The sequence below is a fragment of the Paraburkholderia sp. BCC1886 genome (assembly GCF_900996245.1).
Classification (GTDB): domain Bacteria; phylum Pseudomonadota; class Gammaproteobacteria; order Burkholderiales; family Burkholderiaceae; genus Paraburkholderia.
Genome location: NZ_CAAJGK010000074.1, coordinates 312122 through 327194, shown reverse-complemented (window position 1 = coordinate 327194; position 15073 = coordinate 312122). Strand labels below are relative to the sequence as shown.

15 protein-coding genes are annotated in these 15073 nt (G+C 60.8%); 12 read left to right on the top strand and 3 right to left on the bottom strand.

Translation table 11 applies throughout. The features are described from left to right. Positions 1-68 precede the first annotated feature (68 nt). Together aceF and lpdA are read left to right on the top strand one after the other, a co-directional pair. Positions 69-1730, top strand: a complete 1662-nt coding sequence (aceF, locus tag FQ746_RS26010) for a dihydrolipoyllysine-residue acetyltransferase (protein WP_144112648.1) — start codon at positions 69-71, stop codon at positions 1728-1730. Positions 1731-1880: 150 nt separating this feature from the next. After that, positions 1881-3695, top strand: a complete 1815-nt coding sequence (gene lpdA / locus FQ746_RS26005; protein WP_144112647.1) for a dihydrolipoyl dehydrogenase — start codon at positions 1881-1883, stop codon at positions 3693-3695. 264 nt (positions 3696-3959) lie between these two features. Here the strand turns inward: lpdA and FQ746_RS26000 are convergent, their stop codons facing one another. Further along, on the bottom strand, positions 3960-4532 hold the full coding sequence (locus FQ746_RS26000) for a phasin family protein (RefSeq protein ID WP_144112646.1): 573 nt from the start codon (positions 4530-4532) through the stop codon (positions 3960-3962). A gap of 691 nt (positions 4533-5223) precedes the next feature. Here FQ746_RS26000 and pbpG point away from each other — a divergent pair. Continuing rightward, on the top strand, positions 5224-6423 hold the full coding sequence (gene pbpG / locus FQ746_RS25995) for a D-alanyl-D-alanine endopeptidase (RefSeq protein ID WP_144112645.1): 1200 nt from the start codon (positions 5224-5226) through the stop codon (positions 6421-6423). Positions 6424-6532: 109 nt separating this feature from the next. Here the strand turns inward: pbpG and FQ746_RS25990 are convergent, their stop codons facing one another. Then, positions 6533-7339: an IclR family transcriptional regulator gene (locus FQ746_RS25990; RefSeq protein WP_144112644.1), complete on the bottom strand. Its 807-nt coding sequence runs from the start codon at positions 7337-7339 to the stop codon at positions 6533-6535. Positions 7340-7518: 179 nt separating this feature from the next. Here FQ746_RS25990 and FQ746_RS25985 point away from each other — a divergent pair, with 179 nt between their 5' ends. Together FQ746_RS25985 and FQ746_RS25980 are read left to right on the top strand one after the other, a co-directional pair. Next, positions 7519-8250 carry a (Fe-S)-binding protein gene (locus FQ746_RS25985; RefSeq protein ID WP_144112643.1) on the top strand — a complete coding sequence of 244 codons (732 nt, stop codon included), beginning with the start codon at positions 7519-7521 and terminating at the stop codon, positions 8248-8250. A gap of 3 nt (positions 8251-8253) precedes the next feature. Further along, positions 8254-9669: a lactate utilization protein B gene (locus tag FQ746_RS25980; RefSeq protein ID WP_144112642.1), complete on the top strand. Its 1416-nt coding sequence runs from the start codon at positions 8254-8256 to the stop codon at positions 9667-9669. Between the two features lie 44 nt (positions 9670-9713). Here the strand turns inward: FQ746_RS25980 and FQ746_RS25975 are convergent, their stop codons facing one another. Continuing rightward, entirely contained in the window at positions 9714-10289 is a 576-nt protein-coding gene (locus tag FQ746_RS25975) for a hypothetical protein (RefSeq protein ID WP_144112641.1), read from the bottom strand. 223 nt (positions 10290-10512) lie between these two features. Here FQ746_RS25975 and FQ746_RS25970 point away from each other — a divergent pair, with 223 nt between their 5' ends. From FQ746_RS25970 to hscB, 7 genes are all read left to right on the top strand, one after another. Beyond that, positions 10513-10752 carry a hypothetical protein gene (locus FQ746_RS25970; protein ID WP_144112640.1) on the top strand — a complete coding sequence of 80 codons (240 nt, stop codon included), beginning with the start codon at positions 10513-10515 and terminating at the stop codon, positions 10750-10752. Between the two features lie 112 nt (positions 10753-10864). Next, positions 10865-11362, top strand: coding sequence for a low molecular weight protein-tyrosine-phosphatase (locus FQ746_RS25965; protein WP_144112639.1), 498 nt, complete (start codon positions 10865-10867; stop codon positions 11360-11362). Positions 11363-11494: 132 nt separating this feature from the next. Next, positions 11495-12025: a Fe-S cluster assembly transcriptional regulator IscR gene (gene iscR, locus FQ746_RS25960; RefSeq protein ID WP_144112638.1), complete on the top strand. Its 531-nt coding sequence runs from the start codon at positions 11495-11497 to the stop codon at positions 12023-12025. 89 nt (positions 12026-12114) lie between these two features. Further along, a complete protein-coding gene (locus FQ746_RS25955) occupies positions 12115-13338 on the top strand; it encodes an IscS subfamily cysteine desulfurase (RefSeq protein ID WP_144112637.1) in 1224 nt (407 codons plus the stop codon). 63 nt (positions 13339-13401) lie between these two features. Then, positions 13402-13818, top strand: a complete 417-nt coding sequence (gene iscU, locus FQ746_RS25950; protein WP_144112636.1) for a Fe-S cluster assembly scaffold IscU — start codon at positions 13402-13404, stop codon at positions 13816-13818. Between the two features lie 112 nt (positions 13819-13930). Then, complete coding sequence (gene iscA, locus FQ746_RS25945; RefSeq protein ID WP_144112635.1) at positions 13931-14254, top strand: iron-sulfur cluster assembly protein IscA; 324 nt, start codon at positions 13931-13933, stop codon at positions 14252-14254. A gap of 155 nt (positions 14255-14409) precedes the next feature. Continuing rightward, complete coding sequence (gene hscB / locus FQ746_RS25940; protein ID WP_144112634.1) at positions 14410-14937, top strand: Fe-S protein assembly co-chaperone HscB; 528 nt, start codon at positions 14410-14412, stop codon at positions 14935-14937. The last annotated feature ends 136 nt before the right edge of the window (positions 14938-15073 follow it).

Sequence of the window (15073 nt, the reverse complement as noted above, 5' to 3'; positions counted from 1 at the left end):
TGCTGCAGCGCGTGTTGGCCCCTGATCGACAGGGGCTGGCCGCGTGCGCGGCCCAGGAGACACTAACAATGAGTCAAGCGATCGAAGTCAAGGTGCCGGACATCGGCGATTACAAGGACATTCCTGTGATCGAGGTGCTGGTGAAGGCGGGTGATACCGTCGAGAAAGAGCAGTCGCTCGTGACGCTGGAGTCCGACAAGGCGACGATGGACGTGCCGAGTTCGGCGGCCGGTGTGGTGAAGGAAGTGAAGGTCAAGGTCGGCGACAACGTGTCGGAAGGCGTGTTGATCGTCGTGCTGGAAGGGGCCGAGGGTGTTGCTGCTGCGCCGGCTCCCGCTGCGGCGCCGGCTCCCGCAGCGGCTCCCGCACCCGCCGCTGCACCGGCCCCCGCCGCTGCGCCCGCGCCCGCTGCCGGTGGCGGCGTGCAGGACATCAAGGTGCCGGATATCGGCGACTACAAAGACATTCCTGTCATTGAAGTGTCGGTGAAGGTCGGCGATCGCGTCGAAAAAGAGCAGTCGCTGGTGACGCTCGAGTCCGACAAGGCGACCATGGACGTGCCCAGTTCGGCCGCCGGTGTCGTCAAGGAAGTGAAGGTCAAGGTCGGCGATAACGTGTCGGAAGGCTCGGTCATCGTCGTCCTGGAATCCGAGGGCGGTGCTGCTCCGGCGCCCGCTCCCGCTGCGGCACCGGCTCCCGCTGCCGCGAAGCCTTCGGATGCGCCTGCGGCACCGTCGCCCGCTCCGGCCGCACCGTCCGCGCTCGCTCAGGCGCCGTCGATTCCGGCTGGCGAAGGCGGGGCGCGTCATGCGAGCCACGCGTCGCCGTCGGTGCGCAAGTTCGCGCGCGAACTCGGTGTCGATGTCACGCAGGTGCAGGGCACGGGTCCCAAAGGCCGCATTACGCAGGCCGACGTGACCGCGTTCATCAAGGGTGTGATGACCGGTCAGCGCAATGCGCCGGCGGGTGCGGCACCCGCTGCGGCCGGTGGCGGCGAGCTGAATCTGCTGCCTTGGCCGAAGGTCGACTTCACGAAGTTCGGACCGGTCGATCCGAAGCCGCTGTCGCGCATCAAGAAGATCTCGGGCGCGAACCTGCATCGCAACTGGGTGATGATCCCGCACGTCACGAACAACGACGAGGCCGATATCACCGATCTCGAAGCGCTGCGCGTGCAGTTGAACAAGGAAAACGAAAAGGCCGGCGTGAAGATCACGATGCTGGCGTTCGTGATCAAGGCGGTCGTCTCCGCGTTGAAGCAGTTCCCGACGTTCAATGCCAGCCTCGATGGCGATAACCTGGTGTTCAAGCAGTACTTCCACATCGGATTTGCTGCGGATACGCCGAACGGGTTGGTCGTGCCGGTTATTCGCGATGCGGATAAGAAAGGCCTGATCGATATCGCGAAGGAAATGACCGAGCTGTCCAAGGCTGCGCGTGACGGCAAGCTCAAGCCGGATCAGATGCAAGGTGGATGCTTCTCGATCTCCTCTTTGGGTGGGATTGGCGGGACGCATTTCACGCCTATCATCAATGCGCCTGAAGTCGCCATTCTCGGGTTGTCGCGCGGTGCGATGAAGCCGGTCTGGGATGGGAAGCAGTTTGTGCCGCGGTTGGTGTTGCCGTTGTCGTTGTCCTATGACCATCGGGTGATCGATGGCGCGGCGGCGGCTCGGTTTAATGCGTATCTGGGTGCGATTCTTGCCGATTTTCGGCGTGTGATTCTTTGATCGACGGTTGTCTGTAGAACTTGAGGCGCTTGTGGTCTGCCTGGGTTGCCCCTGCGCGGGGCGACACCTGCTTTTCTTTGTCCCACGGGATTACGGCCGCAATCCTGCCTCGGTTCTTCATCGTCACGATCAATATCAGAAGGGGACACTATGAGTCTCGTCGAAGTAAAAGTGCCGGATATCGGTGACTTCAAAGATGTCGATGTCATCGAAGTCAATATCAAACCGGGCGATGTCATCGAGAACGAACAGGCGCTCATGACGCTCGAGTCCGATAAGGCCTCCATCGAAGTGCCCAGCGATACCGCCGGCACCGTCAAGGAAGTTCGCGTCAAAGCCGGCGATAAAGTCTCGCAAGGTACCGTTATCGCTCTCGTCGAATCGTCAGCCGATGCCGCGCCCGCTAAGGACAATGCTCCGGAGGCGCCCGCGCAAACCGAAGCGAAACCTCAAGCTGCTCCGGCCGTTGCTGCGCCCGCCGCTGCGCACGCCGCTACGCACGTGCCCAAAGCCGCAGCGCCCGCTCCGCAAGCCGGGAGTTTTTCCGGTAACGCCGACATCGAGTGCGATACGCTCGTGCTCGGTTCAGGTCCCGGCGGCTATTCGGCCGCGTTCCGCTCGGCCGACCTGGGGATGAAGACGGTGCTCGTCGAACGCTATGCAACGCTCGGCGGCGTCTGTCTGAACGTCGGCTGTATTCCGTCCAAGGCGCTGCTGCACACCGCACTCGTCATCGACGAAGCGGAGGCGCTCGGCGCCCACGGCATCACGTTCGGTAAGCCGCAAATCGATCTCGACAAGCTGCGCGACTTCAAGTCGGGCGTCGTCAGGAAACTCACCGGCGGTCTCGCCGGGATGGCCAAGGCGCGCAAGGTCGAAGTGGTCACGGGCACGGGTTCGTTCGTCGATCCGCATCACCTCGAAGTGCAAACGGAAGGCGGCAAGAAGGTCGTCAAATTCAAGCAGGCCATCATCGCGGCCGGCTCGGAAGCCGTGAAGCTGCCGTTCATTCCGGAAGACCCGCGTGTCGTCGATTCGACCGGCGCGCTCGAACTGCGCCAGATTCCGCAACGCATGCTCGTGATCGGCGGCGGCATTATCGGCCTGGAAATGGCGACGGTGTACGCAACGCTCGGCGCGAAAATCGACGTGGTCGAAATGCTCGACGGCTTGATGGCCGGCGCGGATCGCGATCTGGTCAAGGTCTGGGAAAAGTACAACAGCAAGCGTTTCGCCAACGTCATGCTGAAGACAAAAACCACCGCGGCCGAAGCGAAAGACGATGGCATCTATGTGTCGTTCGAAGGCGAAAAGGCCCCGGCCGAAGCGCAACGCTACGACCTCGTGCTGGTCGCCGTCGGCCGCACGCCGAACGGCAAGAAAATCGGCGCGGATAAAGCCGGCGTGACGGTGACGGAGCGCGGCTTCATCGATGTCGACAAGCAGATGCGCACGAATGTGCCGCATATCTTCGCTATCGGCGACATCGTCGGGCAGCCGATGCTCGCGCACAAAGCCGTCCACGAAGGACACGTTGCCGCCGAAGTCGCTCACGGCGAGAAGGCATACTTCGACGCGCTGCAGATTCCGTCGGTGGCCTATACGGATCCGGAAGTGGCATGGGCCGGCAAGACCGAAGATCAGTTGAAGGCAGCAGGCGTCAAGTTCGGCAAGGCCGTGTTCCCGTGGGCCGCGTCGGGCCGCGCGATCGCCAACGGCCGCGACGAAGGCTTTACGAAGCTGCTGTTCGACGAGGAAACGCATCGCGTGATCGGCGGCGGAATCGTCGGTCTGAATGCGGGAGACCTGATCAGCGAAGTGTGTCTCGCCATCGAAATGGGTGCGGACGCAACGGATATCGGCAAGACTATCCACCCGCATCCGACGCTGGGCGAATCGATCGGGATGGCCGCCGAGTTGTACGAAGGCGTATGTACCGACCTGCCGCCGCAGAAGAAAAAGTAATCTGCGCAGACTCATCGAAGCGCAAATAAAAACGGCGCACCCTGGTTTTGGGGTGCGCCGTTTTTCTATCCGCAAGCCGATCACAACAAAGAACCACGAAGGCCAAAAAAAATCCCGGCCATGCGCCGGGTGAACGAGATGTCGATCGACATCTCGGAGCGTTCGGCCAATTGAACCCGTGTGAGCGGCAACGGCACGACGCTGTTGCTTACGAAAACGCCGGCTCGCGAACGAGCCGGCGTGTAGACGACGAGACTAAATTTTTTAGACTGCCTTCTTGGCCGAGCGCGATGCTTGTGCAGCGGCTTGCGAAGCAGCCTTCGAGGCGGCCGTTGCTGCTGCGTTGAAGTTGCTTTCGGCGATTTCAACGGCTTGCTTCGATGCCTTGTGAACCGTTTCGTACGTGGTGTTGGCCGCGGTGATCGCCGACTTGATCACTGCAACGGCGGTTTCCGAACCAGCAGGTGCGTTCTTCGCGACGTTTTCGACGAGCGACTGGACCTTACGGTTTTGCTCTTCGAACTGGGCTTCAGCAACGCGGGTGAACTCGCCCTGCGTTGCCGATACGATTTCATAAACATGGCGGCCATACGACAGCGCTTTTTCGGCAACCGGTTGGGCGAGGCTAGCCTGCAATGTCAGCAGTTCTTGTGCGTCCTTGACGGACAACGCGCGTTGCGCATTTTCCTGGCTTTCTGCGAGTGTCGATTTCACGACTTGCAGATTCAACTCGACCAGTTTCTCCACACCTTCGAATGCTTTGGTTGTCAGGCCGAACAGCGTGTCAAAGTTGGCTTTCTGGGCTGCGGCGAATTGCTCGGGGGTCAGCAAAGTCATGTTTTACGCTCCTGAATGGCGGCCTGTCTGCGCGGACCGCTTGGGTGGGTGGTAAGACGCTTGAGCCGTTGCTCGATCCGCCTTCCTAGCCACGATGTTTTGTGCATCGCAGCAATGGTGACCATTTTAAGATGGTGAAGTTGAATGTCAAGGGCTTTTTGTGCATCGCACCATCTTAAGAAAGCGCTGAAAAAACAATGCGTTATGCAGCAGGCATTACAGACGGAATGAGGCAGTCGTTTTGTCTGCCTGTGGCATACGGCCGGCACAAGCGAGGCAATTAATACCGGTTTAGCGCGCGATTCAAAATGCGAGACGGCGATTATTGCGGTAAACCGAAAACTGTCACGGAACGTTAATGATGGAGAAATGTCGAAAGCGCTCTGTCAGTCTCCGGCGGGTATTTAAAAGACTGCGACTTTTGGCTCCTTGACGGATTCACTTCAGGGATCAAGGTTGCGCCGAACCTGCCGTTATGCAGGAAGAATCTCTGTCCTCGTCGAAAAGCGGTGCCAAGCATGACCGTTTTTCCGCGATCGTTTTTTTCGATCGGACTTTGGCACTTATTCGTGTTTTTGCGATCGTAGCTTACAAGCCAGTTTAAGGAGCGCGTATAAGTGCTTCAAATTGCTAATTTTTCGTTGTTTTACTACACTTGCGAAACCCTCTGGCCGCTCCCTACAGAACATCCATGAAAACTGACATGTTTTCGTCGCTAAAAGCGATCCACGGCGCGGCACGCGCCACCGCTCTATCGGTGGCGGCCTCCATGGTCATCGCAGCGGCATTTGCCGCGCCGGTCGACGCAATCGCGGCTCCCACTGCTGCAAATGCAAAATCTTCGAAACACGCAAAACTAGCTAAACAGCCCGCTGCCACCACTGCGAAGGTGGCGGGTAAAGCGGGCCGGTCCGCAAAGCTTGCCAAAGCCGCGGCTACTTCGAAGGCCGTCGCCTCCGACGATGCGCCGCGTGCGGGTGTCAAGCACAGACGCGAGCGCGTGACGTTCGCGGCCAACGGACGACGCCACTCGGTGGTGCGGCGGGTCGCCTACGAACCGCGTCAGCCGACGGTAGGCCAGGCGTTCGGGCTCCACGAAACACCGGACGCGTTGATGCTCCGTTCGAGCGTCGCGTACGTCATCGACCAGAACACCGGCGAGTCGCTGTTCGACAAAAACTCGCGCGCCGTCGTCCCCATTGCTTCCATTACCAAGCTGATGACCTCGATGGTCGTGCTCGATTCGAAAGAGCCGATGACCGACCAGATCGAAGTCACCGACGAAGATCGCGATTACGAGAAAAATACCGGCTCGCGTCTGTCGGTCGGCTCGGTGCTCTCGCGTGAAGACATGCTGCATATCGCGTTGATGGCGTCGGAAAATCGCGCAGCCGCCGCGCTGTCGCGCTACTTCCCGGGCGGCCGCCCCGCATTCCTGGCGGCGATGAACGCCAAGGCCAAGCAACTCGGCATGACCGACACGCACTTTGAAAACCCCACGGGTTTGACGAGCCAGAACGTGTCGAGCGCGCGCGATCTGGTCAAGATGGTGAACGCGGCCTATCAGTACCCGCTCATCCGCAAGTTCTCGACCGATCACAGCTATGAGGTGTACACCGGCAAGCGTTCGCTGGCGTACAACAGCACGAATGCGCTGGTGCGCAATCCGACCTGGGACATCGGTCTGCAAAAGACCGGTTTCATCAACGAAGCGGGTGAGTGCCTCGTCATGCAGGCCAATATTCACGGCAAGCCGATGATCATGGTGCTGCTCGACTCGTCGGGCAAATACTCGCGTTTCGCAGATGCAACGCGTCTGCGCACGTGGCTCGACAATGGCGGCGACCAGGCGCGTATTACCAGCGCGGACGCCGGCGGCGCGGGGACCTGATTACAAAAGAGCGAAGGCCGCAATCGGCGACTTCCAGCCTGAAAAAAAGCCTCGCGAAATTCGCGAGGCTTTTTTTATTGCGCGCAGCCGAATAAAAGCGGGGTGCCGTCTAGGCGTGTTGCGTATGCCCGTGATCGTGAGGCGCGGGCGGCCGGTAACCCAATGCACCGGAGATTTCCAGCGCGGTCTGGCTGACCTGACCCAGCCAGGAATCCTGCAACCGGTCGGCCGGCGCCGATAGCGATAAGCCCGCCACCAGTTTGCCGGTGTCGTCGTAAATACCGGCGGCGATACAACGCACTCCCAATTCCAGCTCTTCGTTATCGCGCGCACATGCCTGTTGCCGGACGTGCAGCAGTTCGCGCTCCAGTTTGCCGAGGTCAGTAATGCTGTTCTGCGTGTGCCCCGACAGGCCAGTGCGGGTGGCATACGCGCGCACGCGGTTGGATTCGTCGGCGGCGAGAAAGAGCTTGCCCACCGAAGTCAGATGCAAGGGAGCCCGGCCGCCGATGGCGCGCACCACTTGCATGCCGGAGCGCTCGGAATAGGCGCGCTCGATATAGACGATTTCGTCGCCCTGGCGCACCGAGAGGTTGACCGTCTGGCCGGTCTGACGGTGCAACTCGCGCATCGGAGTGAGTGCGGCGTCGCGCACGGAGAGTCGCGCTTTGACCAGATTGCCGAGTTCGAGGAGACGCATGCCGAGGCGGTACGTGCCGGGATCGGAACGGTCGACCAGCCGGCACATCACCATATCGTTGAGGATGCGGTGGGCGGTGGACGGATGCAGTTCCGTGCGGATGGCGAGTTCTTTCAGGCTAACCGGATCGCTGTGCGCAGCCAGTGCGTCGAGCAGGCGCATCATGCGTTCGATTACCTGGATCGACGTTTTGGGATCCGGATTCGTTTCGCTCATGGGAGGAATCGGTTGACGCGTCAAACAGCGGAAACCGATTGTATCCCGTATGGTGAAAAGATGGAAAGCGCTTCGAAGGCCTCCTCGAATTTCGAGACGGTTTCGTCCTATGCCTTCCGGCCGTTGGTATTGTCCGCCAAACAGCGGATAATCAGGCACGTTTTCCCGGAGGAGGGCTCATGCGAGTCGGATTGTTCGTCACCTGCCTGATCGACCTGATGCGTCCCGAGATCGGTTTTTCGGTCATCAAACTGATCGAAGGCGCCGGTTTCGAGGTGGTCGTGCCGCCGGCGCAAACCTGCTGCGGGCAACCTGCGTACAACTCGGGCGAGCGCCGCATCGCACGCGATCTCGCGGAGAAAACATTGCGCGAGTTCGAACAGTTCGACTACCTCGTCGTGCCGTCCGGGTCCTGCGGCGGCATGATCCGCAGCCATTACGGCGACCTGTTCGCCGACGACCCGGAACTGATGAACCGCTTCGGCCGCCTGCGCGCCAAGGTGTTCGAGTTGACCGATTTCCTCGTGAGCGTGGCGAAGGTTCGACTGCAACCGGGCGAGCCGGGCAAATTCGCCGGCGACGTGACCTATCACGATTCCTGTTCGGGCCTACGCGAGCTCGGCGTCAAGGCGCAGCCGCGCGAACTGCTGGCGCAAGTTGGCGTCGGCGTGACCGAGATGAAGGATTGCGAACATTGCTGCGGCTTCGGGGGCACCTTCGCGATCAAGTACGGCGACATTTCGACGGCGATCGTCGACGAAAAGTGCGCGAATATCCACGCAAGCGGGGCTGCTGCGGTGGTGCTCGGCGACCTCGGCTGCATGCTCAATATCGAGGGCCGCTTGCGGCGCACGGGCGACGCGACCACACGCGTCCTTCACATCGCGCAGGTACTCGCCGGAGACGTTTGAGCCATGCAGATCCAGACCATGCAGTTCAAGGCACGCGCCGGTCAGAAACTCGCCGACCAGCGCTTGCAGCAGAATCTCACCAAACTGTCGACCAAGTTCGTGTCCGCGCGCGCCGCGGCCATTACGGCAATCGATTTCGCGGCCACCCGCGCCGCATTGAAAGATCGCCGCGACCGGGCATTGCAGAATCTCGACGTCTGGCTGGAAACGTTCGAGCGTGAGGCGAGCCGGCGCGGTGTCACCGTGCTGTTCGCCGAGACCACGCAGGAAGCGGCGCGCCTCGTCGGCGATATCGCACGGCGGCACGACGTGAAGAAGGTGATCAAGACCAAGTCGATGGTCACCGAAGAAATGCGCCTGAACGAAGTGCTTGGCCAGATGGGCGTGCAGTCCATCGAAACGGATCTCGGCGAGTACATCCTGCAGATCAACGACAACGAGCCGCCGAGCCACATCATCGCGCCGGTCGTCCATAAAGATAAGGACGAGATCGCCGATCTGTTCGCCAGAACGCACGGCCGCCCGCGTCTGACCGAGATTCCGGACATGACGCGCGAAGCCCGCGAGATGTTGCGCCCGCATTTCATGACGGCCGACATGGGCGTGACGGGCGGTAATTTCGTGGTGGCCGAGACGGGCTCGGTGGTGCTCGTGACGAACGAGGGCAACGAGGGGATGTGCACGGTGATGCCGCGCGTCCACGTGGCGGTCACGGGTATCGAAAAGGTGCTGCCCACACTCGAAGATCTCGCCACGGCCATGCGACTGCTGCCGCGCTCGGCAACCGGCCAGGCGACCTCGAACTACTTTTCGCTATTGACCGGACCACGCGGCGCGGACGACCAGGATGGTCCGGAGCACATGTATGTCGTGCTGGTCGACGGCGGGCGCACGGGACTGATCGGCGGAGATTTTCAGGAGATGCTGCGCTGTATTCGTTGCGGCGCGTGCATGAACCATTGCCCGGTGTATCAGAAGGTGGGCGGCCATGCTTATGGCTGGGTGTATCCTGGACCGATGGGCTCGGTTTTGACGCCGAGTTACGTGGGTATCGACAAGGCGCTGGATTTGCCGCAAGCAGCGACTTTGTGTGGCGAGTGCAATAGCGTCTGCCCGGTCGGCATTCCTCTATCGGATCTGTTGAGAAAACTCCGCGAGAAGCAGGTCGAGCGGCGGTTGAGGCCCTGGCAGGAGAGGGTGGGGTTGGCTGTCTGGGGGTTTCTCGCGTTGCATCCCGACGCCTATGCGCTATTCACCAAGCTGGCGGTCCGGGTGCTGGAGCGAATGGGCGGCCGGAACCGGTCGATCGCCCGTCTGCCTCTTGGCGGCGCGGGCTGGACCAATACTCGCGATATGCCGGCGCCGGTCGGTCGTACGTTCAGGGAGTTGTACGCGGCGCAGCGTAGTCATTTGGGCTAAACCGGGCGCTACGCCGCCGCTTACGCGCTTGATTTACTGATCGCTCAATGTTCGGTCGGTCCGCCCGACTGACGCCCCGGCACGCCGCGCGTTTGCGCCGAATTGCCATTACCCCGGCCGCCGCCTCCACCCTCAGCCTGTTGCGGCGGACGCGCCTGCTGGCCGCCACCACCACCGCCACCACCGGGGCGTTGACCGTTCTGTCCACCGCCCCCTTGCTGTTGCGGCGGGCCGCCATGCGAGCCGCCGTTGGGCTGATCGCGCCAATTGCCGCTGTTTCCATTGTTGCCACGGCCATTGCCGCCATGGTCACCGCGCCCGTTGTCGCCGCGATAGCCGTCGTTCGGGCGTCCACGGTCCTGGTAGCCGCCATTTCCGCGATAACCAGGCCCCGGCCCACCGTAGTACCCGGGGCCGCCGTAGTTGCTGTAACCCATGTAGACGTTGGTTTGCGGCACCACCGGCACGGCGGTCGCGTAACCGTCGTAGCCCTGCTGGTAGCCGCTGTAGCCACCACCGCCGTAGCTATTGCCGTAAGCGGGGGTGCCGTCCGGATAAACCGCGCAGCCACCGAGCAGGGCGGCAGCGGCGAGACCTGCGAATAGGGAAATTCGTTTCATCTGATCGACCCGTGCGAGAGTTTTATGTTTATAGGACAGTCATTATCACCGTCCGTCACGTGAGGTTTTGTATGTGTTTGTAAGGATTTCTCTCGACTGTTCCAGTACAGACAACGCTGTATCTCGATTCACCGGGTTTTTCCCGATTGGCGATATCTATAGGATACCGATTTTGCATAGTGGGCCGCAAGCTCATCTGCCCCCAATCGAAAGAACCAACATCATGACAAAGATAATATCGGTGTACTGGCCCTTGGCCATCGTCGTGCCGCTTGCAGCGGCCGCTTATTTGCATCTTGGTAGCGATGTCGCTTCGCGCGCCTCGCAGGCTCCGCTCCCCACGGATCAACTTAGCGCCGAGCTTGCGCGCGCAGTCTCGTATGGAATGGTGGGCGATGTATCGACGCTTCCCGCCAAGTCCTCTCGCGCCGTTCCCGCTGTGCCGGTAGCTGAAGCCTACTGAGCTGGCGTCATCCTCCGCAGCCGCGCCGGGCGAAATTTTTACTGTTTTTGTATAATCGCGGCACCGTTTTCCCCGCCACCTCTGGACCGCGTTATTTCGCACGATCTCTCCGATGAAAACCGTGTCCATCTGCTTCGTCTGTCTGGGAAACATCTGCCGCTCGCCGACTGCCGAAGGTGTGATGCGGCAGCTCGTCGACGAGGCGAAGCTGAAAGAGCGCATCCTGATCGACTCGGCCGGCACCGGCGACTGGCATATCGGCCAGCCTCCCGACCGGCGCGCACGGCAGGCGGCCGGACAACGCGGTTACAAGCTGGACGAATTACGCGGGCGGCAGATCGAACTCGCCGACTTCGAACGCTTCGACCTGCTGATCGCAATGGACGACAAGAACGTCGCCGCCTTGCGCGCGGTTTGTCCGCCCGCGCAGCGCGACAAAATCCGTCTGCTGCTGGAATTCGTGCCCGAGCGTGACGATCGCTGGAACGGTGCTCGCGAAGTGGTCGACCCGTACTTCGGTGGCGAAAGCGGCTTCGAGCAGGTGCTGGATCAATGCGAAGCGGCCTGCCGCGGGCTTATCGCGGCATTGCGCCCCCAATTGCTGGCCTGATTGCCGGTCTGGCCAACAAAAACAGCCCGCGACTATTAAGTAATGACCCAAATCGCAATAGGGATACTTGACTAATTCACTCATGTATTTATACTTGACCAAACTTGTCGAGAATTGCGGTCCCCACACCCTATGAGACTCACTACGAAAGGCCGTTTCGCCGTCACGGCGATGATTGACCTGGCACTGCGCCAGGAGCAGGGCCCGGTGACGCTTGCGGGTATCAGCCAGCGCCAGCATATTTCCCTGTCCTACCTCGAGCAGCTGTTTGGCAAGCTGCGTCGTCATGAAATCGTCGAGTCCGTGCGCGGACCGGGCGGCGGCTACAATCTCGCGCGCCGTGCCGAAGACGTGACCGTGGCGGACATTATCATCGCGGTGGACGAACCGCTCGACGCAACACAATGCGGCGGCAAGGGTTCGTGCGAAGGCACCAAGCAGCACGACGGTCATTGCATGACGCACGAACTATGGTCGACGCTGAACCAGAAGATGGTCGAGTACCTGGATTCGGTCTCCCTGAAAGATCTGGTCGATCAACAACGTTCGCGTGAAGGCGCGCCGGCGGTCTTGCGCGACAGGCGCAATGAAGCCGCAGCGGTCGAGCCGGTACGTGTCGCGCCGAAAGGGCCCAATTCCGTTTTCAACATGGCCGGTTCTTAGGGCTCGTCGCCGGGAGTCGTCTACGCGACTCCGCCACAGCCCGATCAGAAACCCAGAAGCCAGAGCATATGACGTCCCCGGAGCAATTGATGAACAACGACTCTCTCCATCTGCCCATTTACATGGACTACAGCGCGACGACGCCGATCGACCCGCGCGTAGTGGACAAGATGATTCCGTACCTGCGCGAGCAGTTCGGCAACCCCGCCTCGCGCAGCCACTCGTATGGCTGGGACGCGGAGCGCGCGGTCGAAGAAGCGCGCGAGAACGTCGCGGCGCTGGTCAATGCCGATCCGCGCGAAATCATCTGGACGTCCGGCGCGACGGAGTCGGACAACCTGGCTATCAAGGGTGCTGCGCACTTCTACAAGAGCAAGGGCAAGCACGTCATCACGGTCAAGACCGAACACAAGGCCGTGCTCGATACTTGCCGCGAACTCGAACGCGAAGGCTTCGACGTCACGTATCTCGACGTCAAGGACGACGGTTTGATCGACCTCGACAAATTCAAGGCGGCGCTGCGTCCCGACACCATTCTGGTGTCCATCATGTCGGTGAACAACGAAATCGGCGTGATTCAGGACATCGAGGCAATCGGCGAAATCACTCGTGAAAAAGGCATTATTTTTCACGTCGACGCCGCGCAGGCCACCGGCAAGATCGCTATCGACCTGCAGAAGCTGAAGGTCGACCTGATGTCGTTCTCGGCGCACAAGACGTATGGTCCGAAGGGCATCGGCGCGCTGTACGTGCGTCGCAAGCCGCGTATCCGTATCGAAGCGCAGATGCACGGCGGCGGTCATGAGCGCGGTATGCGTTCGGGCACGCTGGCGACGCACCAGATCGTCGGCATGGGCGAAGCGTTCCGTATCGCACGTGAAGAAATGGCGACGGAAAACGAACGCATCCGTATGCTGCGCGACCGTCTGCTAAACGGCCTGTCGGAAATGGAAGAAGTGTATGTGAACGGCGACATGGAAAAGCGTGTGCCGCACAACCTGAACATCAGCTTCAATTTCGTCGAAGGCGAATCGCTGATCATGGCGGTCAAGGACGTCGCGGTGTCGTCGGGTTCGGCGTGTACGTCGGCCTCGCTGGAACCGTCTTACGTGCTGCGCGCGCTGGGTCGTAACGACGAACTCGCGCATAGCTCGATCCGCTTCACGGTGGGTCGTTTCACGACCGAGCAGGACGTCGACTACGTGATCAACCTGCTGAAGAACAAGATTGCCAAGCTGCGCGATCTGTCGCCGCTGTGGGACATGCACAAGGAAGGGATCGATATTTCGAGCATTCAGTGGGCAGCGCACTGACGCGCTATCTGAACGTCGTCGAATTCATCGGATTGCAAAGCAAACGAATCAAGGAGTGACATCATGGCTTATAGCGACAAGGTTCTGGACCACTACGAAAACCCGCGCAACGTCGGTTCGTTCGCGAAAGACGACGACGCGGTCGGCACCGGCATGGTCGGCGCACCGGCTTGCGGCGACGTGATGAAGTTGCAGATCCGCGTGGGCGCGGACGGCATCATTGAAGACGCGAAGTTCAAGACATACGGCTGCGGTTCGGCCATCGCGTCGAGCTCGCTCGTTACCGAATGGGTGAAGGGCAAGACGCTCGATCAGGCCATGTCGATCAAGAACACGCAGATCGCCGAAGAACTGGCGCTGCCGCCGGTCAAAATCCACTGCTCGATTCTCGCGGAAGACGCGATCAAGGCAGCAGTCGCCGACTACAAGCAACGTCACGGCGAAGCGGCCTCGGTCGCAGCCGACCAGCAGCACGCTTAAGGAAGCCGGCGAGGGCGAGCCCCTCTCCAACGATATCTGATGCAGGCAGGGCAGTCGCGCGTCGCGGGTCATGAAACACGATCCGACGAAGCGCGGCGCAATGAGAAACGCTATGGCAATTACGTTGACCGATAAGGCAGCACAACACGTCCAGAAGTATCTGATCCGTCGCGGCAAAGGCGTCGGCCTGCGCGTGGGCGTGCGCACGACCGGTTGTTCCGGTCTGGCCTACAAGCTCGAATACGTGGATGAACTCGCGCCCGAAGACGAAGTGTTCGACTGCAACGGCGTGAAGATCATTGTCGACCCGAAGAGCCTCGCGTACATCGACGGAACCGAACTCGATTTCGCGCGCGAAGGGTTGAACGAAGGCTTCAAGTTCAACAACCCGAACGTGAAGGACGAATGCGGTTGCGGCGAGTCGTTCCGCGTCTGAACCGGATCATTTCCGCGCGAAGCGGACTCAAGGCGGCGCGTGCCGCCTTTTTAATTTGTCCGCGACGTCGCTGCCTGTTTGCGCACTCTTCGCTCGCTTCGCTATTTGCATACCCAGCACTCCGGTGCGCCTTCTGAACGGAATCCAATCACTCGATGGCCTCGCTGAACGACAGCCACTTCGACCTGTTCGATCTGCCGGCGCAATTCGCACTCGACGCAGCGGCGCTCGATCACGCTTACCGCACCGTGCAGGCGCAAGTGCATCCCGACCGCTTCGCCGCGGCCGGCGACGCGCAAAAGCGCATCGCGATGCAGTGGGCGACCCGCACCAACGAGGCTTATCAAACGTTGCGCGACCCGTTGAAGCGCGCGACCTATCTGCTCTCGCAACGCGGCATCGACGTCGGCGCGGAGAACAATACCGCGATGGAGCCGGCCTTCCTGATGCAGCAGATGGAATGGCGCGAAGGTATCGAAGACGCCGCGGCGGCGAAAAACGTCGATGCGCTCGACGCGTTGCTCACCGAGTTGCGCGATGAAGAGCGCGTGCGCTTCACGAAGCTCGGCGCGTTGCTTGACAGCGGCGCGAATCAGGCGGCGGGCGAGGCGGTTCGTCAGTTGATGTTCATCGAAAGAGTGGCGGCTGAAATCGACACGCAGATCGAGCGGCTCGACAATTAGCGTTCGATTTGCCCGGAGCGCAGCACCGCCCAGCAGCACCGCAGCAAAGCAGCAAAGCAGCAAAGCAGCAACACCAAAACAACAGCAACGCACCCAGCAACGCGAATTCAGGACGGAGCCCAGCGGCTCCGAGAAG

Bases quoted from the DNA above. Each gene is read 5' to 3' on its own strand.
- aceF (WP_144112648.1), top strand. From the start codon at position 69: ATGAGTCAAGCGATCGAAGTCAAGGTGCCGGACATCGGCGATTACAAG.
- lpdA (WP_144112647.1), top strand. From the start codon at position 1,881: ATGAGTCTCGTCGAAGTAAAAGTGCCGGATATCGGTGACTTCAAAGAT.
- FQ746_RS26000 (WP_144112646.1), bottom strand. From the start codon at position 4,532: ATGACTTTGCTGACCCCCGAGCAATTCGCCGCAGCCCAGAAAGCCAAC.
- pbpG (WP_144112645.1), top strand. From the start codon at position 5,224: ATGAAAACTGACATGTTTTCGTCGCTAAAAGCGATCCACGGCGCGGCA.
- FQ746_RS25990 (WP_144112644.1), bottom strand. From the start codon at position 7,339: ATGAGCGAAACGAATCCGGATCCCAAAACGTCGATCCAGGTAATCGAA.
- FQ746_RS25985 (WP_144112643.1), top strand. From the start codon at position 7,519: ATGCGAGTCGGATTGTTCGTCACCTGCCTGATCGACCTGATGCGTCCC.
- FQ746_RS25980 (WP_144112642.1), top strand. From the start codon at position 8,254: ATGCAGATCCAGACCATGCAGTTCAAGGCACGCGCCGGTCAGAAACTC.
- FQ746_RS25975 (WP_144112641.1), bottom strand. From the start codon at position 10,289: ATGAAACGAATTTCCCTATTCGCAGGTCTCGCCGCTGCCGCCCTGCTC.
- FQ746_RS25970 (WP_144112640.1), top strand. From the start codon at position 10,513: ATGACAAAGATAATATCGGTGTACTGGCCCTTGGCCATCGTCGTGCCG.
- FQ746_RS25965 (WP_144112639.1), top strand. From the start codon at position 10,865: ATGAAAACCGTGTCCATCTGCTTCGTCTGTCTGGGAAACATCTGCCGC.
- iscR (WP_144112638.1), top strand. From the start codon at position 11,495: ATGAGACTCACTACGAAAGGCCGTTTCGCCGTCACGGCGATGATTGAC.
- FQ746_RS25955 (WP_144112637.1), top strand. From the start codon at position 12,115: ATGAACAACGACTCTCTCCATCTGCCCATTTACATGGACTACAGCGCG.
- iscU (WP_144112636.1), top strand. From the start codon at position 13,402: ATGGCTTATAGCGACAAGGTTCTGGACCACTACGAAAACCCGCGCAAC.
- iscA (WP_144112635.1), top strand. From the start codon at position 13,931: ATGGCAATTACGTTGACCGATAAGGCAGCACAACACGTCCAGAAGTAT.
- hscB (WP_144112634.1), top strand. From the start codon at position 14,410: ATGGCCTCGCTGAACGACAGCCACTTCGACCTGTTCGATCTGCCGGCG.